Origin of the sequence: Cellulophaga tyrosinoxydans, assembly GCF_900176415.1 — a bacterium.
Lineage (GTDB): Bacteria > Bacteroidota > Bacteroidia > Flavobacteriales > Flavobacteriaceae > Cellulophaga > Cellulophaga tyrosinoxydans.
Window position 1 is genome coordinate 395,852 of the sequence record NZ_FWXO01000001.1, and the last position, 25,930, is coordinate 421,781.

A 25,930-nucleotide genomic window follows, 5' to 3' on the forward strand; every position below is an offset into this window, starting at 1 on the left:
AGAGTAAAAACCGTTATTCACAAATAATCTCCTCTTTAGATTTCTCTAAAATCTTATTAAAATCTCTCTTTTCATCCAATGTCATAGTGCGCGTGGCCGCATAAATTTGATCATTTAAGGCATCGGCAAGAGTTCTACTTTCTTTCATTAATTTTAATTTTCGCTCCGACATTGATTCCAATATTTTCTGCCATCTATTTTTTTTAAATTGATCTGATTTAGAAAAATTAAGAACCGAATCTTCGTAAAATCTAATAGAATCCGCTAATGCAAAACGCTGCTGTTTAAGTGAAGTTGCAGTGCAGCTAAGTTTGGCTATATTTTTTACATCAATATTATTTTCTCGTTCAGCGCAAGAAACAAAAACTAAAACAGACAATATAGATAAAAACATCAACCTCTTAATCATCATTACCTGCTATTTTTTGGCCAATTCAAATCATTAACAACCGCATCTCCAACCGCATAACCAATTTCTAACCCTTTTGTGTTATCCATTTCGTAGTGTATACCACCGTAAAATCTTGACTTTGCACATTCATCGGCCATTTCATAAAAATTATCATAGGTTCGAGCTTCATACCCAAATTGTATTTGACTTAAATCTGTAAATTTATAATCTCCACTACTATCGGAAAATAATGACATAAGCACTTTTATACCAGATCCTATTTCTGCAGAATGCCCAGATGTATATGCTGGAAATGGTGGTGTACCAATTACTGTTTGAAAATTAGGATCAATATATTTTTGAATATAACTTACTGGTCTTATAAGCACAAAATCATATTTAGTTTTCCAACAGCTTATGAAAGCATCATTTTCGGCAATCGCCATCATACCAAAACCAACTGCACTTTTTGCCAAAGTAGCATTTGATTCTTGTAACAATTGTGTGAGAATGTTAAATGTATGTCCAGCTGGTGTACAAGTTGCAAAAGGATCATCTGCCCAATATCTTGCTATCTCCTCTTGCTCTGGGGTGTTATTCATAACTTGTTCATAGGTACCCATTGCCTGATTATAAAATTCTGAATCTACATTGGTAGAAAATGTAACATGAGCAGCTGGCTGGCTAGTAGCTACGATTCCATCAACAAAGCTTCTATTTTTTGACCAAAATGGACTCAAAGGATATGCAGTAGCCCCAGTGGGAGTCCAGCAAAAATCATCCGTAGGCATTTGATATTTGCCTTGACTAAAAGGATCTAAATATGCTTCATGACCGCCATCAGTGGTACTTAGTTGATACAAAGCTTGTGCAATTGACAAACCAAAGGAAATTGACCTTTCTTTTATATCCTCAGAAACGTTGGTTTCAAGTTTGTTCAAATTATCAACTTCCATAGAATTAATGCGCTGCAGGTTTTCGGTTGTGATATTTACACCGAACATTTTCCGCATCATTTCTGCAGTAGCCGCATTACAACTTATAGCCCAATTATATTCTAAATCCGTATCCGGAAAAGGCAAATCTCCATATTTTAATCCGCTTATTTGACCGGCCATGGTTTTAGAAGCATCTATTCCATTCACAACGGCTTCATAAGAAGCTAATCCAATATATCCATAGGCACGTGAGGCTTGTGTTGGAAAAAAGCCATTGGTAGTTTGAACAATTCTACAAGTTAAATAAAAGTAATCTTGAAGAAATTTACCTTCGTAAGATTCAGCAGAAGCACTTTCCGAATCTTGAAAAAACATAGTGTCATTATCACTACACGCTACGATGAAGGTCAACAAGATGACCATAGTCAAGTGAAAGATTTTTCTCATAAAGATGTAAACATAAAATCCATCTCAAAAGTATTACATTAAATAGAATTACGGTTTTTTTATCATAGTTTTCATCGGTTTAATTAGAGCTTTCATCTAAATCAAGGAAAAGACCATATAATTTACTGTTCTAAAATATCCTAAGACCATATAATCCCACACAACCAACTTTTAAGCAGCATATCGAATTAAGTTTTGTTTTTGATTAATATTATAACCTTTGCACTTTATTTTAATAAAATACACATGTTTAATTGTAAAACATTATTTCTAACGCTTAGTGTCATTAGTTTAGTTAGTTGCTCACAAGACACCGAGTTTATCGATATTTCATCAACCTCTGAAGATCTTGAATTACAACAAAGTCTTCTAGCCATATCGGGAGATTTAAATTATTTTACCTTACCGGAAAGCACAGACTACGCAAACATTCCTGCGGATCCAAAAAACCCAATAACACATGAAAAGGTGCTGTTAGGAAAACTTTTATTCCACGAAACAGGTATTGGAGTTAGTGCTAAAAAAGAATCTCACAAAGCAACTTATTCATGTGCCTCATGCCACCACAGTGCCGCAGGATTTCAAAGTGGTAATATTCAGGGAATTGGTGAAGGCGGCATGGGCTTTGGAATGCAAGGAGAGCTGCGAATTATGGATCCAGAATACACGGCAGATTTAATAGATGTACAACCTATTAGATCACCTACTGTTTTAAATTCGGCATACCAAAAACTTATGCTATGGAATGGGCAATTTGGAGCTACATCTGATAATATTGGCACAGAAACAAACTGGACTCCTGGCACCCCAAAAGAAACCAACAATCTTGGGTTTGAAGGTATTGAAACGCAGGCTATTGCAGGTTTAGGAGTTCATAGAATGAATATTGATAAAAAATTCTGCGAAGACTTTAATTACGATGTGCTTTTTGATAATGCTTTTCCTGAAGTTGACAAATCAGAAAGATATTCGCTAAAGAATGCTGGCTTAGCTATTGCAGCTTACGAAAGAACATTATTAGCTACCAACACCAACTTTCAAAACTGGCTTAAGGGAGATCTAAATGCAATGACTGAAGACGAAAAAAAAGGGGCTTTGTTATTTTTTGGCAAAGCTAAATGTTACGAATGCCATAATGGACCTGCTCTAAATTCAGAGGCATTTTATGCTTTAGGAATGAACGACTTAGCTGGAGCAAATGTTCATGGGGTAATTGATGAAGCTACTAAAAAAGGAAGAGGCGGATTTACAAATAAGACTGAAGACAATTATAAGTACAAAGTACCACAACTATATAATTTAGCCGATGTTAATTTTCTAGGTCATGGTGGTAATTTCACAACAGTTAAGGATGTTATTACTTATAAAAATAATGGTGTAAAGCAAAATTCTATAGTTACAACAGATGCATTATCAGATAAATTTAAACCTTTAGGCTTGAACGATGAAGAGATTGATTTGCTTACAATTTTTATTGAAAAAAGCCTTTATGATAATGATTTAAAAAGATACAATCCAACAGCATTACCAACAGGATTATGCTTTCCAAATGCAGATCCAGTTTCGAGAGAAGATATGGGATGCAATTAGAAATCTTTCTTAAAAAATAAAGCAAAAACCCTGAAGTTGATACTTCAGGGTTTTCTATGTATTTAAAAAATATTTGAATTTATAATTCCAAACCTTTAGCTACATTACCATTCATTAATAATTCTACTGGGTTTTCTAATGCTTCTTTAACCGCAACTAAAAATCCAACTGACTCTTTACCATCAATTATTCTGTGGTCATACGATAAAGCAACATACATAATTGGCGCTGCAACGATTTCACCATTTTTAACTATTGGTCGTTCTACAATATTATGCATTCCTAAAATAGCACTTTGTGGAGGATTTATGATTGGAGTAGATAACATAGAACCGAAAACACCACCATTAGTTATGGTAAAAGTTCCTCCAGTCATTTCATCCACTGTAATCTCTCCTTCTCTTGCGCGAATAGCTAATCTTTTTACCTCAGCCTCAACACCTCTAAAAGTTAAATTTTCCGCGTTTCTTATTACAGGAACCATCAATCCTTTTGGACCAGACACAGCAATACTAATATCACAAAAATCGTAGGATATCATTTCTTTACCATCGATCATGGAATTTACTGCTGGGTAAAGTTCCAATGCTCTTACTACAGCTAATGTAAAGAATGACATGAAGCCCAATCCTACACCATGCTTATTTTTAAATTCATCTTTATACTGATTTCTTAAGTCGAAAATTGGAGACATATCTACTTCGTTGAAGGTAGTCAACATTGCAGTTTCATTTTTAACTGACACCAGACGTTCAGCCACTTTTCTGCGTAACATTGATAGTTTAGATCTAGTTTCTCCTCTTTTTCCACCAGTTGGAGAACCCATTGAAGGCACCGCTTGAACAGCATCTTCTTTAGTAATTCTACCATCTTTACCAGAACCTTTAACCGCACTAGCATCCATACCTTTTTCGGCAAGTATTTTTTTGGCTGCTGGAGATGCTACACCAGATGCGTATGTCTCTTTAGCTTGTACAGGTTGAGGCGCTTTTTTCTCCTCTTTTGGAGTTTCTTTAACCTCTACTTTTGGTGCAGCTTCCGTCTTTGAAGCACCTGAAGGCTTTTCAGCACTTGTGTCAATTAAACACACAACTTCACCAACAGCAACAGCATCACCTTCTTCTGCTTTTAGTGTAATAATACCACTTTCTTCAGCTGGTAATTCTAATGTTGCTTTATCCGAATCTACTTCAGCAATTGCTTGATCTTTTTCTACATAGTCTCCATCTTTTACTAACCATGTAGCAATTTCAACCTCTGTAATAGATTCCCCTGGCGAAGGGACTTTCATTTCTAAAATCATTATCGTATAATTTTAATTTGTAACCTGTATCTTATTTATTATATATGATTATTGACGAATCATGTTGTCTTTAGATTTGTCAAAAACATAAGTTATCACTTCTTGATGACGTCTCTTAGAACGCACCGCACTACCCGCAGCTGGTGACGCATAGAAACGTCTAGACGCAACGCGCAATTTGTGAGCCTCGCTAAAATGCATCATGATGTGACTCCAAGCTCCCATATTTCTTGGTTCTTCTTGAGCCCAAACCATATCAGTAGCATTTTTGTACTTTTTCATTATTGCCTTCATTTTATCAACTGGCAATGGAAATAATTGTTCTACACGAACTAAAGCTACATCTTCTCTTGAATGTTCTTCGCGAGCAGCTAATAAATCATAGTAAAACTTACCGTAACAAAACACAAGCGTAGTAACTTTTTTCACATCGGCACTTACATCATCTATTAATTCTTGGAAGCTACCTTTTGCAAATTCTTCAACTGATGAAACGGCTTTTGGATGACGAAGCAAACTCTTTGGCGTAAATACAATTAAAGGTTTTCTAAAATTAGCTTTCATTTGTCTACGTAGCAAATGAAACATATTTGCAGGTGTTGTTACATCCGCAACATACATATTATCACTTGCACACAGCTGTAAATAGCGCTCCATACGTGCAGATGAATGCTCCGCACCTTGACCTTCATAACCATGTGGCAATAACATTACCAATCCATTTTGCAGTTTCCACTTATCTTCTGCAGCAGAAATATACTGGTCAATCATAATTTGAGCTCCATTGCTAAAATCTCCAAATTGCGCCTCCCAAATGGTTAGTGTATTTGGACTAGCCATAGCGTACCCATAATCAAAGCCCACTACACCATATTCTGACAAATGCGAATTAAATATGTGGAAATCTCCTTTTTTATTTTTTACTAAGTTTAATGGAATTACCTCTTCCTCGCTGTCCTCTACTTTTACTACCGCATGACGGTGTGAAAAAGTCCCTCTTTCAACATCTTGGCCAGACATTCTCACTCCATAACCTTCTTGTAATAGCGATCCATATGCCAAAAGTTCACCCATAGCCCAGTCTAAACTATCGCTTTCGAAGAACATTTTTCTACGATCTTCGATTAGTTTATCTACCTTTCTTAAAAACTTTTTTCCTTTAGGAAGGCTAGTTAAGGAATCTGCTATTTCTGTTAATTTTGATTTAGGGTAGGTTGTATCAATAGTCTTTGCCATTTCATCTTCCTGCACACTATCAAAACCTTTCCATTCATCAGCCATAAAAGGAGTGATGACTGTTTTGTCTATTTTACGCGAATCTTCTAATTCAGTTTCAAGTGAATCTTTATATTCTTGCTCTAATTTACCTATAAAATTTTCATCAATAATACCCTCAGCAATTAGTTTTGCAGCATAAATATCTCTTGGGTTTTGATGCTTTGCAATCGCTTTATATAACTTAGGCTGTGTAAATCTAGGTTCATCACCTTCGTTATGCCCATATTTACGATAGCCCAATAAATCTAAAAACACATCACGTTTGTAACGCATTCTATATTCCAGTGCAAATAAAGAAGCATGTACTACGGCTTCAGCATCATCAGCATTTACATGAAGGACTGGACTTAATGTAACCTTGCCTATATCTGTACAATAGGTAGAACTACGAGCATCAAGGTAATTTGTAGTAAAACCAATTTGGTTGTTTACCACAATATGTATTGTACCTCCAGTTTTATAACCGTCTAAATTAGCCATTTGAATGACCTCATAAACCAAGCCTTGCCCTGCAATTGCAGCATCTCCGTGCACAACAATTGGCAAAACTTTAGAGAAATCATCTTTATATTGAGCATCTTGCTTAGCTCTAGTAATACCTTCTACAACTGCACCAACCGTCTCTAAATGTGAAGGGTTTGGCGCGATGCTCATTTTTATTTTATTGCCATTATCAGACATTCTTTCTGATGTCCAACCTAAATGGTATTTTACATCTCCATCAAATATTACTTGCTCATAATCTTTTCCATCAAATTCACTAAAGATATCTTTCGCAGCTTTTCCGAAAATATTGGTCAACACGTTTAATCTACCTCTGTGTGCCATACCCATTACAAACTGCTCCACTCCCATTTCTGCAGCGCGCTCAACAATGGCGTCTAATGATGGAATTAATGATTCGTTACCTTCTAACGAAAAGCGTTTTTGACCAACATACTTTGTATGCAAAAAACTCTCAAAAGAAACTGCTTGATTAAGTTTTCTTAAGATGTTCTTTTTCTGTTCGTTATTAAATTTAGGATGATTATCATTTACGTTTAACCAATTCTGAATCCACTCTATACGCTCTGGACTCCTAATATACATATACTCAACACCTATGGCATCGCAATAAATATTGGTTAAATGCGAGATAATTTCACTTAAGGTACTTGGACCAATTCCTAAAATATCACCAGCTTTAAAAACAGTGTTTAAATCATCGGATGTTAAACCGAAATTTTCAATGCTTAATGTTGGCTCATATTTTCTTCTTTCTCTAACTGGGTTTGTTTTAGTAAACAAATGCCCGCGAGATCTATAGCCATCAATAAGTCTGATTACCTGAAACTCTTTTTGCAAAGATTGTGGAACTTCCACATTTGCCGTAGCTACCGAAGCTACTTTTTGTTCTGGCAAATCAAGTTCATCAATTAAACTTTCTTGACCAAAATCAAATCCTTGAAAAAATGCACGCCAACTAGGCTCAACACTATCAGGATTAATCAAATACTTGTCATATAAATCTGCAAAAAATGAAGTATGTGCAGCGTTTAAAAAGGAATATTTATCCATAAATAATTTTCTCTTCCCTGTGAATAAAATTTATGCAAAAATACAACATTTCAAAATTCTAGTCCTATATTAGATTACATTATTAATGAAAAATAACAATTATGAATAATTTGGCGAATTTAAGTTTGAAAAAATGGAGTTTCATTTTGTTTTTCACATTTTCATCATCGCTTGTTTTAGCGCAAAACAGGAGTTCTTCTGATTTTTGGAATAATGTTCGTTATGGCGGCGGCATTGGTTTAGGCTTTGGAAAAGACTTTTTTAATGGCTCTATTTCACCCAGCGCCATCTACCAAGTAAATGATAAATTCGCAACTGGATTACAGTTGAATTTTAGTTACGCCAAGCAAAATGATTTCTCATTAACTGCGTATGGCGCAAGTATTATAAACCTATATAACTTAATACCAGCAATTCAACTTTCAGCAGAATTAGAACAACTACGAATTAATAAAAAACTAGCATTAGACGGCGCCAATCTTGAAGATAATTATTGGAGTCCTGCTTTATATTTAGGTGCAGGATATGTAAACAGAAATTTTACGATAGGAATAAAATATAACGTTTTACATGATGAACAAAGCATCTACACTGACGCATTAATCCCTTTTGTTAGAGTTTACTTCTAAGTTAATTAGGCGTATTTTTGTTTGTACCAAACTTTCTGAAATTCTCTTTTTAGTATCAAAAAAGTAACCTCATTAGAAATATCAACCACATCAGTTGCTTGAATATCTTTTATTGTTTTTTCTGGAACATCAATTATATAAAGCAGATTAAGATACTCCGTAAAGCGTTCCATCATTAAATGATATACTTTTTGATGAAGAATGGTTTTTAAGTTTTTTGGACTTACTTTATAGGGTAACTCTAAAGAAACATTAGCCAATCCAAAATCCTTTTCTAATTGAGCTACAATCTGAACATATAAGTTATTCTCTACTGAATCCGCTAAGAGCGAAGCGCTATTTAAATAATTAGGAATCATATATAATTTACGATTCTTAGACCTATTTTGGTTGTAAGTTTGAGATTGAATTTAATTGTTTTTATAAACAATTCCGTTTTTCATTACAAAAGACACCGTTTCTAACACCGTTATATTTTTCAAGGGATCTCCAGAAACTGCTACAATATCTGCCAAATACCCGTTTTTAATTAAGCCTATTTCGTCTCCAACACCCAATAGATTAGCATTTGTGATGGTTGCTGATTGTATAGCTTCGATGGCAGGCATACCAGCTTCTACCATATATCCAAACTCTTTAGCATTTAAACCATGTGGAAAAACACCTGCATCGGTTCCAAAGGCAATTTTAACACCTTTCTTGTATGCTCTTCCAAAAGTCCCTTGAATTAATGGGCCGATTTCTCGAGCTTTTACTGCGACTACTTCAGGAAAATAACCTTTTACTTCCGCTTTTTCCGCTACCTGCTTACCAGCTGTTATGGTTGGAACCAAGTAGGCATCGTGCTTTTTCATTAATTCCATTGTTTCATCGCTCATATAACTACCATGCTCTATTGTTTTGATACCTCCTAAAATGGCTCTTTTCATGCCTTCATCACCATGAGCATGAGCTGCAGTTAACATACCATAATCGTTTGCAGTTTCTGTTATTGCTTTTATTTCTTCGACTGTAAATTGTGGATTTTTACCATTTTTTGCCACACTTAAAACACCACCAGTAGCTGTAATTTTTATAACATCAGCACCATCTTTATATCTTTGCCTTACCGCTTTTCTACCTTCATCAGGAGAGTTTACCACCCCTTCTTTGGGTCCTGGGTCACCAGTAAACTCATGACTTCTTCCATTAGTTGGATCCGCATGTCCTCCTGTTGTTGCAATAGATTTCCCTGAAGTAAAAACTCTTGGCCCATCTACAATACCCTTATTAATTGCATTTCTGATAGCAATATTTACACCAGAGCCACCAAGATCCCTAACCGTTGTAAAGCCTGCTAACAAAGTTTTCTTAGCAAATACGGTAGATTTGAATGCTATATCTGCTTCGTTATCCGTAAATCTGTCAATATATGTGTTTGGGTTAGACTCACTTTCAATATGTACATGTAAATCAATAAAGCCAGGTAGGATGGTTTTATTTTTTAAATCTATAGTAACATCTGTACTGGAACCGGTAATAAAACCATTTTGAATTGATTTTATTTTATTATCTGAAACCACAATTGTTTTCTCCGCCCATACTTTACCAGATTCCACATCAATTATTTTTCCACATTGTAAATAGGTATCTTGAGCACTCACATTTAGCGCAATTACAGAAAGTAAAATAAAGAGTAGATTTTTCATAAGAAACGATTTAAAAATAAACAGCACAGAAATATACATATTTCTGTGCTGTTTATTGCAATTAAAAAATTTCTAATCTCGTTAAAAACTAATTTCTAATTTTTTGTTCCCATTCCCAAGCCGATTTCATGGCTTCATCTAAGGTAGACTCTGCCTTCCATCCTAAAATTTTATTGGCTTTTTCTGTACTCGCATAAGCCGATGTAATATCTCCTGGTCTTCTGTCTACAATTTCATAATTAAGTTTCTTACCAGATACTCTTTCAAAACTTTGTATTGCTTCTAATACCGTACTTCCTGTACCTGTACCCAAATTAAACACTTCATAATTAGCATCGTTTTTATGTTCAAGTAATCTTTCTAATGCAATTACGTGAGCTTTAGCCAAATCCACAACATGAATATAATCTCTGACACACGTACCGTCTGATGTTGGGTAATCCCCTCCAAAGACTGACAGTTGCTCTCGCATGCCAATTCCAGTCTGGGTTATAAATGGTACTAAATTCTGTGGAACTCCTATTGGCAACTCCCCTATTTCAGTACTTGGGTGCGCGCCCATTGGATTAAAATAACGTAAAGCTATAGCGTTTAATGAAGGAACCACTTTGCAAGTATCTGCAATAATTTCTTCTCCCATTTGTTTGGTGTTTCCGTAGGGAGACTCCGCTGTTTTCACTGGCGCATCTTCTGTAATAGGCATTTTATCTGCTTGCCCATATACGGTACAAGAAGAACTAAAAATAAAGCTTGCTTTATCTTTTTTTGATAACTCCTTTAGAAGATACACTAATGTACCAATATTGTTCTCGTAGTATAACAGCGGCTTTTCCACACTCTCTCCAACGGCCTTTGATGCTGCAAAATGTATAACACCTTGCACATCAGTATGTCTAGCGAAAAAATCTTCAACCTTAGATTTTTCTTTTAAATCTATTTTTTCAAATGCTGGTTTTACACCAGTAATAGCTACAATTCCATCCAACACTTTCTCTGAAGAATTAGATAAATCATCAATAATTACAACATTAAACCCTTTATTCTGTAGCTCAACTACGGTGTGAGAACCAATAAAACCTAATCCTCCTGTTACAAGTACTTTCATTCAATTCTTTTGTTGATTAATAAAGCTACAAGTCAAATCTATAGTATTTTAAAGGTTATCGATTAACAAAACCGATAACTGTATCTGTAATATAGGCAATCTGCTCATCATCAAGATCTGTGTGCATTGGCAATGAAATGACTTCTTTAATTAATTGATTGGTTATGGGAAAATCCGCATCATTATACCGCGGATCTATATATGCCTTTTGCTTATGCAATGGTATTGGGTAATAAACTCCACATGGAATACCTTTTTCATTTAAATGCTGCACCAACGAATCTCTTTTCCCATTCGTAATTTTTAAAGTATATTGATGAAACACATGACAATCACATGTATCACAAATTTCACCACACCCGTTTACCGTTACAGGAACTTCAATATTCGCAATACCTTTAAATGCTTTGGAATATTTCCGTGCAGCTTCTCTTCTTTTAGCGTTATAGTTATTTAATAATGGTAGTTTTGCTCTAAGCACTGCAGCCTGTAAACTATCTAGTCTAGAATTTACCCCAACAACATCATGATGGTAGCGTTCATACATTCCGTGATTTACTATGCCTCTCAGTGTGTGAGCTAAAGCATCATCATTAGTAAAAATAGCTCCACCATCACCGTATGCTCCTAAATTCTTTGAAGGAAAAAATGAAGTTGCAGCAACATGACCAATGGTACCTGCTTTTTGTTTTTTTCCATTTTTAAATCTATAATTTGCTCCTATCGCTTGTGCATTATCTTCGATAACGTACAAATTATGCTTTTCAGCAATTGCCAATATTTGATCCATATTTGCACACTGCCCAAATAAATGCACCGGTACAATGGCTTTTGTTTTTGATGTTATTGCTTTTTCAATTGCTACTGGATCTATATTAAAGGTTTCAGCATCTACATCAACTAAAACAGGTGTTAATTGCAACAGCGCAATTACTTCTACCGTGGCGGCAAATGTGAAATCTGCAGTTATAACCTCATCGCCAGGTTTTAAATCTAGTCCCATCATCGCTATTTGAAGCGCATCTGTTCCGTTGGCACATGGTATCACGTGTTTAACATCTAAATAGGTCTCTAAATCTTTTTGAAATCCGTGGACTTCGGGTCCGTTTATAAAAGCTGAAGTTTCTAATATTGTAGCAAACTTGCTATTCACTTGTTCTTTAATAGCTTCGAATTGACCGTTTAAGTCAACCATTTGAATTTTTCGCATCTTATGAAATTAGAACTGTAAAATTACAAAAAGTAGACTAAGCACCCAATGTATTTATACAAAGAAGTGTATTTTAGCACCAAACAAAAATTAAGTGAGTTTTATCTATAATTGCGCGGTTTATTTAGCAAGCTTTTTCTTGAAAATAGCGGCCATTTTCAGCCCAAAATTAAAGCTGTTTGTTAATGGAAGAAAAAATGTGTTTCCCTATTTAACAAACGTAATACCGAGTAATCAAAAAATTATTTGGATCCATACCGCCTCTTTAGGTGAGTTTGAACAGGGACTTCCAGTTATTGAAAAACTTAAAACAGCCTACAACGATTATAAAATTTTAGTTACCTTTTTTTCTCCTTCAGGTTATGAAGTGAAAAAAAATTCTAAAAGTGCAGATTTCATTACCTATTTCCCGCTAGACACTAAAAAGAACGCGAAAAAATTTATAGCAATGGTTAATCCTGAACTAGCGATTTTTGTTAAATATGAAATATGGCCTAACTATTTATCAATTTTAAAAGAAGAAAAAATACCTACTCTTCTTATCTCTGCCCTGTTCAATGAACATCAGATATATTTTAAAGGTTACGGTACTTTTATGCGTAAAAGTTTAGGTGCATTTACGCATATTTTTGTCCAAAATGAAAACTCTAAAAAATTACTTGCTACTATAAACTATACGAACTCCAGTATAAATGGCGATACTCGTTTTGATCGTGTACAAGAAATATTGGAGCGAGACAATCAACTAGATTTCATAGAAAAATTTAAGGACAATACATTTTGTGTAGTTGCTGGTAGCACATGGCCAGAAGACGAAGCCATTCTTATTGAGTATATAAACACTTCCAAAACTAAAATAAAATACATCTTAGCTCCACATACTATTAAACCTGAAAGCATAAAAAAAATAGTTGCAGCTATACAAAAGAGAACCATTTTATATTCTGAATTAAAAGACCAAAATTTATCTGATTTTGATGTTTTTATAGTTGATACCATTGGTATACTTACAAAAATATACAGTTATGCTGATTTAGCTTATGTTGGCGGAGGCTTTGCCACGGGGCTACACAACACCTTAGAACCTGCGGTTTTTGGAATTCCGGTAATCATTGGTCCTAAATATAGTGGCTTTAAAGAAGCTGAAGAGTTAGTTGCTCAGAATGGGATTATTTCAATATCAGATGCAGTAGCATTTAAAAATACCCTCGAAGAATTTATAAATTCTAAAGACTATTACGAAAAAACAAGCGCAATTAATCGTGCGTATATCGCTAACAATATTGGAGCAACCAAGCAGATTTTACAATATATAGACTCCTTATTAACTCCATAAAAAGCACTTCCTATTTTCTTAAAATTTAAACCGAAATCGTTATCGATTTTGCATACTTCATAAAAATCATTATGATTAATTGTTTTTTTGCTAGTTTTACTAAAACCAACCTAACAAATGAACAATAAAATATTAAAAATTTCACTAATTGCTGCTTTAGCCGGATTCCTATTTGGTTTTGATACTGTAGTAATTTCGGGAGCAGAAAAGAAGCTACAATTGCTTTGGCAATCATCAGATGCCTTTCATGGAACCGTTGTAATTGGCATGGCATTATTTGGAACGGTTATAGGCGCCATGCTTGGCGGATTTCCCACCAATAAAATAGGTAGAAAAAATACATTAATATGGATTGGCGTATTATATTCCGTATCTGCTATTGGATCTGCATTTGCAAATGACCCTATTACCTTCGGAATATTCCGTTTTATAGGAGGTCTTGGAGTTGGAGCGTCAACAGTGGCGGCACCTGCTTATATTTCTGAAATAGCACCAGCTAAAAACAGAGGTAAATTAGTAGGTCTTTATCAATTTATGCTAGTTTTTGGAATTTTAGTAGCTTTTTTATCTAATTACGCATTTAGTGGCATTGGTGATAATGATTGGCGCTGGATGGTTGGTGTTGAAGCAATTCCTGCTATTATATATACACTTTTTGTATTAACGGTTCCAAAAAGCCCTAGATGGTTATTAACAAAAGACAGAGTTGAAGAAGCAACAAAAGTGCTTTCAGAAATTAGTCCGGAAGTATCTATTGCAGATTTAAAAGCTGAAGTTGAAAACTCAGAAAGTACTTTAAATAAATCTGAAAATATATTTATAAAAAAATATAGAGTACCCTTAACTCTTGCTTTTTTAATCGCATTTTTTAATCAATTTTCTGGCATTAATGCTTTTTTATATTACGCCCCTAGAATATTTGAAGCCGCTGGATTGGGTGAAAGCACGGCACTATTAAGCAGTATTGGTATAGGAGTTACTAATTTGATATTCACATTAATTGGTATTTTTTTAATCGACAAATTAGGCAGAAAACAACTAATGTATTTTGGCTCCATAGGCTATATTATATCCTTATCACTCGTTGCATGTGCCTTTATTTTTAATTGGCAGGGACTTGCAGTACCTATATTTCTTTTCTTATTCATAGCATCCCATGCCATAGGACAAGGTGCCATCATCTGGGTTTTTATATCTGAAATTTTTCCGAATCATTTAAGAGGTTCAGGGCAATCTTTTGGATCTTCAGTACACTGGGTTTTAGCTTGGATTATTCCATCATCAATCCCATTCTTATTTGCTTGGGTAGGTCCTGGACCAGTTTTCGCATTTTTTGCATTTATGATGGTTTTACAATTGCTTTTTGTTCGTTTTATGATGCCAGAAACCAAAGGTGTTTCATTAGAGGAATTAAGCAAGCGATTAAGTCCATAAAATAATACCGGAGAATTCAATGTTTAGCTTAAGGAATTAAGATTTTTTGATAAGGCTGAATGCTATTCAACGAATTAAACCCCTAACTTATTGATAATTATACAATTATTATGTACATTTAAGTAAATCAATAAACATTATGAGAGAAGTTACAATTAGTACTCGTGTACTTAACGGATTCCTTACTCTTATGGTTGGTGTTTTAGTATGTATTTTAACAGGAGTTGTTATCTGTTTAATTCTGGCAGCTTTTGGAATATTATAAATACTACTGTGCTAATAAAAATGAATTTGACACCTACTTACAATCTATCTAAAATGATAACATAAGCCCTTTTAGGGCTTTTTGTTTTTAATAAAACCTTATTGAAATTCATTAAAATAAATAGACCTTATATTTCAATATTTTAATTCTACTTTTACATAGTCTTTCAATTTCTTTTATCATGTGGTCTAAACTATTTCCTGATCGGTTTTCCCTATTACAAACATTCGCTATTATTTTTTTATCTGTTTCTTTTATTGTTCGACTGAGTTTATTTATTTGGGACTCTAGCGATGTAGATAAAGACATTCTAGATGTATTACTAACTTTTATAACAGGTACTTTCTTTGATATAGGTACTTTATCGTTTTTTATGCTTCCGTTCTGCATTTACTTGATACTACTACCCTCCAAATGGCACGGTTCTCTGCTGGATAGAATACTAACCTATACCGCCTTTTTTATAGGATTATTAATTATTTACTTTTCATTTTTAGGCGAATTTACATTTTGGGAAGAATTTCATCGTCGTTATAATTTTATAGCCGTAGACTATTTAGTCTATACTTACGAAGTGGTAAAGAATATTAATGAATCGTATCCTTTACCTTTATTAATATCGATTTTATTGACATTGATATTAATTACAATTTTTATTACTAAAAAATTAGGTATTTTTAATTCAATATTTACCTCAAAAATTCATTTTAAACAAAGAATATTAGCTACTTCACCTTGGTTAATTATTGCAATGGTTTTCAAGGTATTTATCCCTAATAATAAAGCAGAGTGGTCCACGAACAGATTTAATAATGAACTTTCAAAAGCTGGTATATATTCCTTTTTTTCCGCCTTCAGAAATAACGAGCTTGCCTATACCGATTTTTACAACACCATTCCGACACAGAAAGCTTTTGAACTTGTAAAAGAAACTTTCGCTGATAATGGCGACACTTTTATAGAAGCACAAGAAGAATCTATCTATAGAAATATAAACACCATTAATCCCGTTACTAAAGATTCAACTTTAATAGACTCTTTAAAAACAATACAAAAACCGAATGTTATATTTATTTGTATTGAAAGTTTAAGTGGCAAATACTTAAACTCCCTTGGAGGTGATTATAATATTACCCCAACGCTAGATTCTTTAGCGAATACAAGCCTTTATTTCACTAATTTATTTGCTACGGGAACACGAACGGTAAGAGGAATGGAAGCCATAACTTTATCCATACCCCCAACTCCAGGCAGAAGTATTGTAAAAAGAATTAACAACACAGGACTATTTACCATTGGCGAAGTATTTAAAGATCAAGGGTATAATCGTAATTTCTTTTATGGTGGCGATGGTTATTTTGATAATATGAACACTTATTTTGGCGGAAATGGATTTAATATTGTTGACCGTGGAAGAGGATTTTTATTAGACGAAAGCATTACAACCACTAGAACCAATATAGAAGATGATGAAGTAACTTTTGAGAATGCATGGGGTGTTTGTGATGAAGATATTTACAACAAAGTAATCAAAGAAGCAGATAAAGCGTATGAAACTGGTGAGCCGTTTTTCGATTTTGTAATGACCACATCAAACCATAAACCTTTTACCTACCCAGAAGGTAAAATAGATATTCCTTCGGGCACGGGAAGAAATGGTGCCATAAAATATACTGATTATGCCATCAACAGCTTTTTAAAAGTGGCCAAAACTAAACCTTGGTACCAAAATACAATCTTTGTTATTATGAGTGATCATTGCGCGAGTAGTGCAGGTAAATGGGAATTAGATGTGCAGAACTATCATATACCTGCTATGATCGTAAATTTACCAAACACCCCAAATGAAAAAATTGATAATTTATGTTCTCAAATTGATGTTTTCCCAACTTTATTTGCAAAACTAGGCTGGGAATATAATTCCAACTTATTTGGTGTTGATATTACAAAAATGAGCCTAGAAGACGAGCGAGCTTTTATAGGCAATTACAGAAAGCTAGGGCTATTAGTAGGTAACAAAGTAATGATTCTTGGAGATCAAAAAAAGGCAAATTTTTATAAATGGCAAATACAAGACAATAGCTTAGAGTCCATTCCATTGGACACTACGTTTTTAGAAAAAACTATTTCGTTTTATCAAGTTGCCGATTACCTTTACACCCACAAAGGGCTTAAGCTAAAAGAGTAAATATCTTGACAAATATACATTTCATAATAAACCCAATAGCGGGAAAAGGTATACGATATTTATCAATGGATTTATTAAAATCTATTTTTAATGTTGAGGAATTTACTATTGTTATTAAGTATTCTAAATACAAAAGGCACGCAACTGAACTTACTCAGAATTCTATAACTGAAGATGCTCATATTATTGTTGCCTGCGGCGGAGATGGCACCATAAACGAAGTGGCTTCTTGTTTAATAAATTCAAGTGTAAAACTAGGTATTGTTCCAATGGGATCAGGTAATGGTTTGGCCTCTAACCTAAACATTCCGAGAAAAATTCTAAACTCTTTAGAGATAATTAGAAAACAAGAAGTTATTAAAATTGATGTAGGACGCGTTAATCAAAAATATTTCTTTAGCAATACTGGAGTTGGTTTTGATGCCACAGTTATAAAAAATTATGAAAGTAATAATAAGCGTACATTAATAGGATATATTCTGGCATGCTTTACTTCTATAAACGAATTAAAACATCCTAAAAAGTTAAAAATCCACATAAACGATACGCAGTTTGAAATTGATCCTTTTCTTGTTTTTATTTCTAATTCTAATGAACTAGGTTATAAATTTAGTCTTACACCAAAAGCCTCTTTACAAGATGGTCTTTTAGATGTGCTAATTATTACTAAAATAAATAAACTTAAAATGATCTGGTTTGGTTTTTTAGTTTTAATAAAAAAACCTTTGCTATTAAAAGAAGCTCAGTATTACCAAACAAAACAAATTAAAGTACAAAATAAAAAACAGGATTATTTTGATACGCAGGCCGATGGAGAATTTTTAAAAATAAAAAACGAAACTTTGACTATTCATATCGACACAAAAGCATTAAACGTAATTTCACCTATACTAGCATAAGAAAAACTTAATCTCTATAATAAAAGAATAAAAATCTGTTAAACCTTTTTCTTTTTTAAAAGTCTAAATTTTAATACTTTTAGCAGTAACCAATTACATACCTAATGATAAAAAAGATTTTACTCGGATTAGCAATTGTTTTCATCATTATTCAATTCATCCGTCCAGAAAAAAATGACACAAATGATTTAACGTATGATATTTCTACAAAATATCAAGTACCAGATGATGTAAATCATCTTTTAAAAGTCTCCTGTAATGATTGTCATTCTAACAAAACAGAATATCCATGGTATGCAAACGTGCAACCAGTAGCTTGGTGGCTTAATGATCATGTTGTAGATGGCAAAAGACATTTAAATTTTTCCACCTTTACTAAACTTCCTATTGCAGTACAAAATCATAAGTTCGAGGAAACCATAGAAATGGTTGAGAATAAAGAAATGCCTTTAGAATCATACACCAACTTTGGTTTGCATGCAGAAGCTAATTTAACCGATGCTCAAAGAGATTTAATCATGGATTGGGCTAAAGAACAAATGACTTACCTGAAAAATACCTATCCAGCAGATAGTTTGGTGATGAAGCGCAGAAAACCAGCACCAGGAAAATAAACATAATCACATCATTTCAAACCCTTTAAAATGCTCTTTTAAAGGGTTTTTTTTGAAATTATTTATTCCACTATAAATTTAAATCCTAAGGCAGCAATATTTGCTTTTAGACCAGTACTACGTTGGTAATGATTAAATCTAAAATTGATTGATTTTAAACCCAATTTCCAAATTTTAGACTGTGCAAAAATATCTTTGTAACTGATACCGAAACCATATTGATTGGCATTAAAAGAAGACAAATCATAATCTGATGTATAGTATCGATTGGTAGATAATGCTACTTCTTTTGGGTAAAAATAATCCGATGCTGTTTGCGTATAATACCTATACATAGGAAAAACGGTAAACTTTTCAGAAATTTTTATAGGCACTTCAATATTACCGGTATAAGAAGTAATACCCCAATTATCATAATAATAGCGGGCATAAGCTCTTAGCGCAAAAATTTCATTGATGTAGTAGGATAATCGACCACCAATTGGGAGCTTAAAGCGGTAAAAAGGCAAGCGTTCTACATCATCGGCTAATTGAAAATCTTCAATAAAAAAATCGGATCGATCTACAAAATACACTCTTTGGTGTGGGGTTGACAATAAGCCTTCTTGAAAAATACCATCTAACGATAAAGATAATTGTAGTTTTTTAGTAATAATCTGAGAAAAATTAAAGGAAAAGGAATACGTATTTCTTTTTAACTCCGAAAATGGGTCAGAAATTGGTGTATAAGTCCCGTTGCCAGAAATTCTATTATCAAAAAATCCTTCTCTAAGTTCTATGGGGTATTGAGGCCTGTAGTTATCTAAAAACACTTGTGCACTTATACCAATTTCAGAGTTTTTTTCATTAAAAAGTCGCGTATATCCGCCTCCAAAACCAAATGAAGAATAATCATATTCGTTAGAAACAGAAACATTACCGCTAACTATTTCATTTCTATCTACAGAACTATGCGAATAGGTTGGATGAAAATAGCTAAGCACATCACTTCTAGATGGCCCTGAAGATTCCACCCAAGGACTTGCTGTTGCACTACCATCAAAAGGGTTTATGTTACTTGAAGATGCAGAAGTATAAGCAGATAATCCTGCATCAACAGTCAGCACATCATTTTCGCCAAAAGGAATGCTCACAATTATAGTTGGCGTCATATCCGAAAGCTTTTCAGTCCCTTCTCCCCCAGTAACCGCAGCATTATCCCCATCTTGGTTATAATAACTATACAAGAGCTCCACCTCGGGAGTTTCTAGAACTTTTTTTACGTATTCTTGCGCGTTCCCTTGAGAAAATCCTAAAAAAGGTAAACAAAATACAATTAGTTTAATTAGAAGTCTTTTCATAATTTGTTAATTACAACCACAACCTCCACCTGTTTTACCCCCATTAGCGCCAGCTGCACCTTCGCGATAAATTTGAAAATTAGTTTCAAATCGTTCTAAATTCTTGGCACTCAGCACCATTTCTTCATCGTTTAAATATACTTTGTCATATTCTTTAACCGCAACGCATGAGCTAAGGCTTATAAGAACCGCAAACACTACTATTAATTTCTTCATAATTATTTTGTTTGGTTAAAAGATATATTTTCTGAAAAATGAATTTTATTTTGAGCATCAACAATAATGCATTCTACACCTTTTAGTTGATTTATCATATCTAAACCTACCTCCACACCTGTAATAAAAACCGATGTAGCCAGCGCATCACAAAGTTCTGCACTTTTAGCAAATATAGTCACACTAGTTAAACCGGTTGATGGATATCCAGTTCTTGGGTCTATAATATGACTATACTTAACACCATCAAACTCAACAAATTTTTCATAATTACCTGATGTAGCAACAGCTGCATCAATAATTGGAAACCAAGAAAAAACATGATCTTTATTTAGTGGATTTGTAATCCCTACCATCCAATCTTTACCATCTGGTTGTTTCCCCCAGGTAGTTAAATCGCCAGAAGCATTAATTATTCCAGATTTTACTCCTTTATCAATTAGCAATTTACGCGTTTTATCAGCCGCATAGCCCTTTCCTATCGCCCCAAAACCAATTTTCATACCTTCCAGCTTTAGATAAACAGTTTTTGCGTCCTTATCTACTAGTATGTTTTGGTAACCAATCTTAGCGATAGAATTGCTAATTTCTTCTGCTGTAGGTTTATGTGTCATGGTGCCATCATATCGCCATACTTTATCTACCGAAGCATAGCTAATATCAAATGCCCCATTGGTAATTTTTGAGATCTGAATAGCTCTTAAAACCAAATCAATTAATTCTTGATCAACAACTACGGGCTTAATACCTGCATTTTTATTTATGAGCGAAGTTTGTGAATCTGGATTCCAAGATGAGATTAAATTCTCAATTCTCTTAATTTCGGCTACAGCATCATCAATATACGTATTAGCAGTTATAGAGTCGCTGGCAACCATAGTAATATCAAAACGGCTACCCATTAATTTCACTGTACGTCTTTCCGCAACATCTTGGGCCTGTAATGTTCCAAATAAACAAGCCACCATCAAAATGCTAAGTATGTATTTCAATTTTCAAATGCCTTTAATAAATCTATATATTGCTTTGGTGTTATATTTTTATAACCCGTTTCACCAAGCACTTTCCCCTCGGAATTTATGAGTAATACAAGTGGAAAATAGCCTTTTTTATTATACTTTTCTGCAAGTAACCTATTTTCTTTGGCCTGTTCTTCTGGTAATTGATTTGCTTTTTTTCTTGGAAAATCTGCCTTTAATAACACCCAATGAGTTTTAGCGTACGATTTAAAATCTTCGGATTGCCAGATAGACTTATCTAATTTTATACAAGGCGCGCACCAATCTGATCCTGAAAAAACTAAAAGTATGTTCTGATTAGATTTTTTTGCCAAAGCCATGGCGTCCTCTATTTTATGCTCCCATTTTTGCGCAGAAACTATGGTTGCAAAAAGAAAACAGATTAGTATCAAATATTTTTTCATATTCCAATTAAATTGACAAGTTAAAATTAAGAAAGAATATCAAGAATTGAACCATTTAAACTTGTTTTATAAATTTTCAATCCCTTTTTGCCATCATTATTTAAACCTTTACCCGTTTGGTCAAATCTTGCTCCATGTTCTGTACAATAATATTCATTATTTTTAAAAGTTACTTTCTTAATTAGATCATGACTACAAATTACAGTAGCAGCCACAAATTCACCATTTAAATTTTTAGCGACTACCACATTATTTTTAACAACATAACCACCATCCACGGCAAGCTTAGCAGCTTCACTAGCGTTTAAATCTATTGAAAAAAGTATTGTTGACGATGCTCCAGTATTTTCAGTATTCGTTGCATTAGTATCCTGTATAGCAACTGTATCTACTTCTTCTCGCAAACAACTACCTAAACAACTAATAGTAACCGCCAAGGCAGCACCTGCACCTAGCGATTTTAAAAATTCTTTACGATCCATAAGTTTTTGTTTTAAAATGATTAAAATTCAGGGTATAGCCATAGAACAATTGAAACTTAAAATACCATACCCTATTAATCAACTTTAAAAAAAATAATTGCTGAATTTGTAATTATTTGTATTCATATATTTTGTATTTTCATAGAATTCATCCATTTACATCTAAATCATGGCAAATTACACGCTCAATATCAACGGAAAAAAACAACAAATTGATGTCGATCCAACTACACCCATGCTTTGGGTATTACGTGATCATATTAAATTAGTTGGTACTAAATTTGGTTGCGGAATAGCACAATGTGGCGCTTGCACCATTCATTTAGGTGATAACGCAGTACGCTCTTGTCAATTGCCTATTTCGGCTGTTGGAGATCAAAAAATAACTACTATTGAAGGACTTTCAGAGAATGGTGATCACCCAGTGCAACAAGCATGGCTAGAAATAGATGTTCCGCAATGCGGATACTGCCAAGCAGGCCAAATTATGTCTGCAAGTGCGCTACTTAAAAGAACGCCAAACCCTACAGATGAAGAAATTGAAACTGCTATGAATGGCAATATTTGTCGTTGTGGCACTTATACGAGAATTAAGAAAGCTATAAAAACTGCTGCCAATTCAGAAAACGCCTAGCGCCAATCCAAAATAAAACATCATGACACAGATAAAAACACAATACAATCGTCGATCATTTATTAAGGTTTCTGCTGCCGCTGGTGGAGGAATGCTAATTGGATTTAGTTGGCTCAATGGGTGTAAACCAAATTCAAAAGAAATAGCAGCTGGTTTACCAGTACCTAAAGAATGGTTTGATATTAACGGATATATAAAAATTGGTGACACTGGTTTGGTAACCATCTTTTCACCGAATCCTGAAATTGGTCAAAATGTAAGAACATCTATGCCGATGATTGTGGCTGAGGAATTGGAAGTCCCTTGGGAAAATGTTGTTGTAGAACAAGCTCCCCTAAATACAGGTTTTTACCAGAATCAGTTTGCAGGCGGTAGTCTTTCCATACGTTTAAGTTGGAACGCCTTACGAATGGCTGGTGCCACCGGAAAAAGAATGTTGATGGAAGCCGCTGCTAAAGAATGGGGTTTACAAGTAGATGAAGTTACTGCTAGTGAAGGAGTAATAAAAGAAAATAATGGAACACGATCTGTTGGCTACGGAGAAATAGCTGCTAAAGCAGTAGGAATAGAAATTCCAGAAGAAGTAACACTTAAAAATGTTAACGACTTTAAACTTATTGGTACTGATGTAAAAAATGTAGATGGAAAAAAAATAGTTACAGGCCAACCACTCTTTGGTTTAGATTTTCAAAGAGAGGGCATGAAATTGGCAATGATTCAACATCCGCCTGCTTTTGGTATGCAGTTGGTTGATTTTAATGAAGATGAAATAAAAAATATGCCCGGTATTTCTGATGCATTTATTATTGATACTACTATTGCAGAACCAGGTATGTTTGATGAAGTGGGCTTTAAAAAACTCGTAGCTATTGTTGGTGACTCTACATGGCAATTAATGCAAGCCAAGAAAGCCTTAAAAGTAAATTGGGAAACTACAAGCGAACTGGAGAATTCTGAATTACACATACAACGCTTGGAAGAAGCATTAGTATCTGGAGAAGTTGAAGAAACAAGAACAGATGGCGATCCAGAAGCTGCCTTTAAAAAAGCTGCCAAAGTAATTGAACGCACCTACAGTGCGCCATTTATTGCACATAACACATTGGAACCAATGAATTTCTTTGCTAACGTAACGGACACTGCAGCAGAACTTATTGGACCAACACAAACACCAGAAGCATTAGAAGGTTCTGTTGCAAAATTATTAAACCTACCGCTAGAAAATATAACAGTAAATATGACCCGAATTGGTGGTGGGTTTGGCAGAAGACTTTATGTTCATTTTGGATTAGAAGCTGCAGCAATTTCCAAGAAAATTGGAGGTCCAGTTAAACTTATTTATTCCAGAGAAGATGATATGACTCAAGGTACTTATCGCCCAACATATCGATCAGTCTACAAGGCTGGATTAGATGAGAACAATACTCTTATTGCATTTAGTGTAAAAGGAGCAGGTTTAACAGAAGGACCAGTATTTGTTAATAGGTTTCCTGCAGGAACTGTTGATAATTACTTAGCCCAGCGAATAAAAGTAGCTACCAATATTACTACTGGCGCATGGAGAGCTCCAAGATCCAATTTTACTGCTGGAGCAGAACAAGCATTTTTAGATGAAGTGGCGGAATTAGCTGGAAAAGATCCAATAGATTTTAGATTAGAATTATTTGAACGTGCTATTAAAAATCCTGTTGGCGAAAAAAATGAATACGAAGCGGAACGTTACGCGGGTGTTTTAAAATTAGTAAAGGAAAAAGCAAATTGGGGAGAAGCTAAACAAGGTGTACACCGAGGTGTAGCGGCTTATTTTTGTCATTCTACCTACGTGGCTGAAATTTTTGACATAGTCATGAAAAATGACAAACCAGTGATAGCTAAAGTTTGGTGTGCTGCTGATTGCGGAATAGTGGTAAATAAAGATGGTGCCAAAAACATGCTCGAAGGTGGTATTATTGATGGGATTGGTCATGGAACCTATAGCCAATTAACTTTTGAAAATGGTGCGCCTAAACAAATGAATTTTGACACTTATCAATTAATTCGAAACTCGCAAGTACCAAAAGAGATCGAAGTTTTCTTTGTTGATAATGATATTGATCCCACAGGATTGGGTGAACCTGGTTTACCTCCTGCTATTGGAGCCTTAGCAAATGCTTTATATAAAGCTACAGGCCAAAGACATTACCACCAACCTTTTAACCTAGAAAAACAAATAATAGGGTAAACCTTAGTATTAGAAAATAAAAAAGCCTTTCATTTAGAGAGGCTTTTTCTATTCCAAATTTTATAGCGCTATCATAAAATTACATGAAGCACTAGGTTTTACATTTATTTATTGAACTTTAGCTATAGAGATTATTAAAAAATAGTCTTAAAAAAAATCCGTATTTTTTGCAGGATAACTCCAAAGTTAGAAGTACTTCCATCCTTTTCTAATTGCTCAATTATATCAAAAGAATATGGAATCGTTTGCCATATAGTCGGATAAAATGTTGTTTTCTTCATTGTACTAGATATTTATAATAATTAAGTGCAAAATTCAGAAACATAAACCGATTAAAACGCAAGTATATTCTCATATTTCTATGCTGAATTACCCACATCAATAATCATATCAGCAAACCTATGTTACGATATAATATTCATTTAGAATCAAGCCCATCATATCGCTTAAAGGGGGTAGTTATGGGTTATAAACTACACCATTTGGCATTATTTTCTTAATTAATCCGTAAATAAGCTGCGCTTAAATTTCATAACTAGAAAATACAAAAAAAGCCTCTCGATTTCTCGAAAGGCTTTTAAAAGTACAGGCGGAGAGACTCGAACTCTCACACCTCGCGGCACTAGATCCTAAGTCTAGCGTGTCTACCAATTCCACCACGCCTGCATTTTTCCTTTTTCCGGCCTAAAAAACGAATTTTTATTCTGTTAAAGGAGTGCAAATATAAAGCAAAAAATCAATT

Annotated in this window: 23 protein-coding genes and 1 tRNA gene; 10 read left to right on the plus strand and 14 right to left on the minus strand. The window is 34.1% G+C overall.

Annotated elements, in window-relative coordinates:
• Positions 1 to 13 precede the first annotated feature (13 nt).
• Together B8963_RS01805 and B8963_RS01810 are read right to left on the minus strand one after the other, a co-directional pair.
• On the minus strand, positions 14 to 412 hold the full coding sequence (locus tag B8963_RS01805) for a hypothetical protein (RefSeq protein WP_143312437.1): 399 nt from the start codon (positions 410 to 412) through the stop codon (positions 14 to 16).
• Positions 412 to 1,776 carry a vanadium-dependent haloperoxidase gene (locus B8963_RS01810; RefSeq protein ID WP_143312439.1) on the minus strand — a complete coding sequence of 455 codons (1,365 nt, stop codon included), beginning with the start codon at positions 1,774 to 1,776 and terminating at the stop codon, positions 412 to 414. Before B8963_RS01810 ends, B8963_RS01805 begins: the two co-directional genes overlap by 1 nt.
• 246 nt (positions 1,777 to 2,022) lie before the next feature.
• On the opposite strand from B8963_RS01810, the gene B8963_RS01815 reads away from it, so the two are divergent.
• On the plus strand, positions 2,023 to 3,366 hold the full coding sequence (locus tag B8963_RS01815; RefSeq protein ID WP_084059700.1) for a cytochrome-c peroxidase: 1,344 nt from the start codon (positions 2,023 to 2,025) through the stop codon (positions 3,364 to 3,366).
• 79 nt (positions 3,367 to 3,445) lie between these two features.
• Here the strand turns inward: B8963_RS01815 and odhB are convergent, their stop codons facing one another.
• Complete coding sequence (odhB, locus tag B8963_RS01820; RefSeq protein WP_084059701.1) at positions 3,446 to 4,669, minus strand: 2-oxoglutarate dehydrogenase complex dihydrolipoyllysine-residue succinyltransferase; 1,224 nt, start codon at positions 4,667 to 4,669, stop codon at positions 3,446 to 3,448.
• Positions 4,670 to 4,717: 48 nt separating this feature from the next.
• Entirely contained in the window at positions 4,718 to 7,504 is a 2,787-nt protein-coding gene (locus B8963_RS01825) for a 2-oxoglutarate dehydrogenase E1 component (protein ID WP_084059702.1), read from the minus strand.
• A 101-nt stretch (positions 7,505 to 7,605) separates the two neighbouring features.
• Here B8963_RS01825 and B8963_RS01830 point away from each other — a divergent pair, with 101 nt between their 5' ends.
• Positions 7,606 to 8,133, plus strand: a complete 528-nt coding sequence (locus B8963_RS01830; RefSeq protein WP_084059703.1) for an alpha-ketoglutarate decarboxylase — start codon at positions 7,606 to 7,608, stop codon at positions 8,131 to 8,133.
• A gap of 5 nt (positions 8,134 to 8,138) precedes the next feature.
• Here B8963_RS01830 and B8963_RS01835 read toward each other — a convergent pair whose 3' ends face one another.
• From B8963_RS01835 to B8963_RS01850, 4 genes are all read right to left on the minus strand, one after another.
• Complete coding sequence (locus B8963_RS01835; RefSeq protein WP_200810811.1) at positions 8,139 to 8,492, minus strand: hypothetical protein; 354 nt, start codon at positions 8,490 to 8,492, stop codon at positions 8,139 to 8,141.
• 51 nt (positions 8,493 to 8,543) lie between these two features.
• Positions 8,544 to 9,821, minus strand: a complete 1,278-nt coding sequence (locus tag B8963_RS01840; RefSeq protein ID WP_084059704.1) for a metal-dependent hydrolase family protein — start codon at positions 9,819 to 9,821, stop codon at positions 8,544 to 8,546.
• An 88-nt stretch (positions 9,822 to 9,909) separates the two neighbouring features.
• On the minus strand, positions 9,910 to 10,926 hold the full coding sequence (gene galE, locus B8963_RS01845; RefSeq protein ID WP_084059705.1) for a UDP-glucose 4-epimerase GalE: 1,017 nt from the start codon (positions 10,924 to 10,926) through the stop codon (positions 9,910 to 9,912).
• Between the two features lie 55 nt (positions 10,927 to 10,981).
• Complete coding sequence (locus B8963_RS01850; RefSeq protein ID WP_084059706.1) at positions 10,982 to 12,136, minus strand: DegT/DnrJ/EryC1/StrS family aminotransferase; 1,155 nt, start codon at positions 12,134 to 12,136, stop codon at positions 10,982 to 10,984.
• A 94-nt stretch (positions 12,137 to 12,230) separates the two neighbouring features.
• Between B8963_RS01850 and B8963_RS01855 the strand changes: the two genes are divergently transcribed.
• The 6 genes from B8963_RS01855 to B8963_RS01875 all read left to right on the plus strand — a co-directional run bounded on the left by B8963_RS01855 (position 12,231) and on the right by B8963_RS01875 (position 18,872).
• The gene (locus B8963_RS01855) at positions 12,231 to 13,472 is read left to right on the plus strand and encodes a 3-deoxy-D-manno-octulosonic acid transferase (RefSeq protein ID WP_084059707.1); all 1,242 of its coding nucleotides are present in this window, start codon (positions 12,231 to 12,233) and stop codon (positions 13,470 to 13,472) included.
• 117 nt (positions 13,473 to 13,589) lie between these two features.
• On the plus strand, positions 13,590 to 14,906 hold the full coding sequence (locus tag B8963_RS01860; RefSeq protein ID WP_084059708.1) for a sugar porter family MFS transporter: 1,317 nt from the start codon (positions 13,590 to 13,592) through the stop codon (positions 14,904 to 14,906).
• Positions 14,907 to 15,045: 139 nt separating this feature from the next.
• On the plus strand, positions 15,046 to 15,171 hold the full coding sequence (locus tag B8963_RS16140) for a hypothetical protein (RefSeq protein ID WP_262487886.1): 126 nt from the start codon (positions 15,046 to 15,048) through the stop codon (positions 15,169 to 15,171).
• A 181-nt stretch (positions 15,172 to 15,352) separates the two neighbouring features.
• Positions 15,353 to 17,359 carry an LTA synthase family protein gene (locus B8963_RS01865; protein ID WP_084059709.1) on the plus strand — a complete coding sequence of 669 codons (2,007 nt, stop codon included), beginning with the start codon at positions 15,353 to 15,355 and terminating at the stop codon, positions 17,357 to 17,359.
• Positions 17,360 to 17,364: 5 nt separating this feature from the next.
• Complete coding sequence (locus B8963_RS01870) at positions 17,365 to 18,258, plus strand: diacylglycerol/lipid kinase family protein (RefSeq protein ID WP_084059710.1); 894 nt, start codon at positions 17,365 to 17,367, stop codon at positions 18,256 to 18,258.
• 104 nt (positions 18,259 to 18,362) lie between these two features.
• Positions 18,363 to 18,872: a heme-binding domain-containing protein gene (locus B8963_RS01875; protein ID WP_084059711.1), complete on the plus strand. Its 510-nt coding sequence runs from the start codon at positions 18,363 to 18,365 to the stop codon at positions 18,870 to 18,872.
• A gap of 62 nt (positions 18,873 to 18,934) precedes the next feature.
• Here the strand turns inward: B8963_RS01875 and B8963_RS01880 are convergent, their stop codons facing one another.
• The 5 genes from B8963_RS01880 to B8963_RS01900 are packed head-to-tail and all read right to left on the minus strand — an operon-like array spanning position 18,935 to position 22,333.
• A complete protein-coding gene (locus B8963_RS01880) occupies positions 18,935 to 20,212 on the minus strand; it encodes a DUF3570 domain-containing protein (protein ID WP_084059712.1) in 1,278 nt (425 codons plus the stop codon).
• 6 nt (positions 20,213 to 20,218) lie between these two features.
• Positions 20,219 to 20,428 (minus strand): DUF4266 domain-containing protein, encoded by a 210-nt coding sequence (locus tag B8963_RS01885; RefSeq protein ID WP_084059713.1) that lies wholly within the window; start codon positions 20,426 to 20,428, stop codon positions 20,219 to 20,221.
• Between the two features lie 2 nt (positions 20,429 to 20,430).
• Positions 20,431 to 21,420 (minus strand): FAD:protein FMN transferase, encoded by a 990-nt coding sequence (locus B8963_RS01890; RefSeq protein WP_394334728.1) that lies wholly within the window; start codon positions 21,418 to 21,420, stop codon positions 20,431 to 20,433.
• Positions 21,417 to 21,851, minus strand: coding sequence for a thioredoxin family protein (locus B8963_RS01895; RefSeq protein ID WP_084059714.1), 435 nt, complete (start codon positions 21,849 to 21,851; stop codon positions 21,417 to 21,419). The genes B8963_RS01890 and B8963_RS01895 overlap by 4 nt, the downstream gene beginning before the upstream one ends.
• Positions 21,852 to 21,877: 26 nt before the next feature.
• The gene (locus B8963_RS01900) at positions 21,878 to 22,333 is read right to left on the minus strand and encodes a Rieske 2Fe-2S domain-containing protein (RefSeq protein ID WP_084059715.1); all 456 of its coding nucleotides are present in this window, start codon (positions 22,331 to 22,333) and stop codon (positions 21,878 to 21,880) included.
• A gap of 169 nt (positions 22,334 to 22,502) precedes the next feature.
• On the opposite strand from B8963_RS01900, the gene B8963_RS01905 reads away from it, so the two are divergent.
• Both B8963_RS01905 and B8963_RS01910 read left to right on the plus strand, forming a co-directional pair.
• On the plus strand, positions 22,503 to 22,967 hold the full coding sequence (locus B8963_RS01905) for a (2Fe-2S)-binding protein (RefSeq protein WP_084059716.1): 465 nt from the start codon (positions 22,503 to 22,505) through the stop codon (positions 22,965 to 22,967).
• Between the two features lie 22 nt (positions 22,968 to 22,989).
• Positions 22,990 to 25,188 carry a xanthine dehydrogenase family protein molybdopterin-binding subunit gene (locus B8963_RS01910; RefSeq protein WP_084059717.1) on the plus strand — a complete coding sequence of 733 codons (2,199 nt, stop codon included), beginning with the start codon at positions 22,990 to 22,992 and terminating at the stop codon, positions 25,186 to 25,188.
• A gap of 584 nt (positions 25,189 to 25,772) precedes the next feature.
• Here B8963_RS01910 and B8963_RS01915 read toward each other — a convergent pair.
• Positions 25,773 to 25,854: transfer RNA gene (locus B8963_RS01915), tRNA-Leu, on the minus strand.
• Between the last annotated feature and the right edge of the window lie 76 nt (positions 25,855 to 25,930).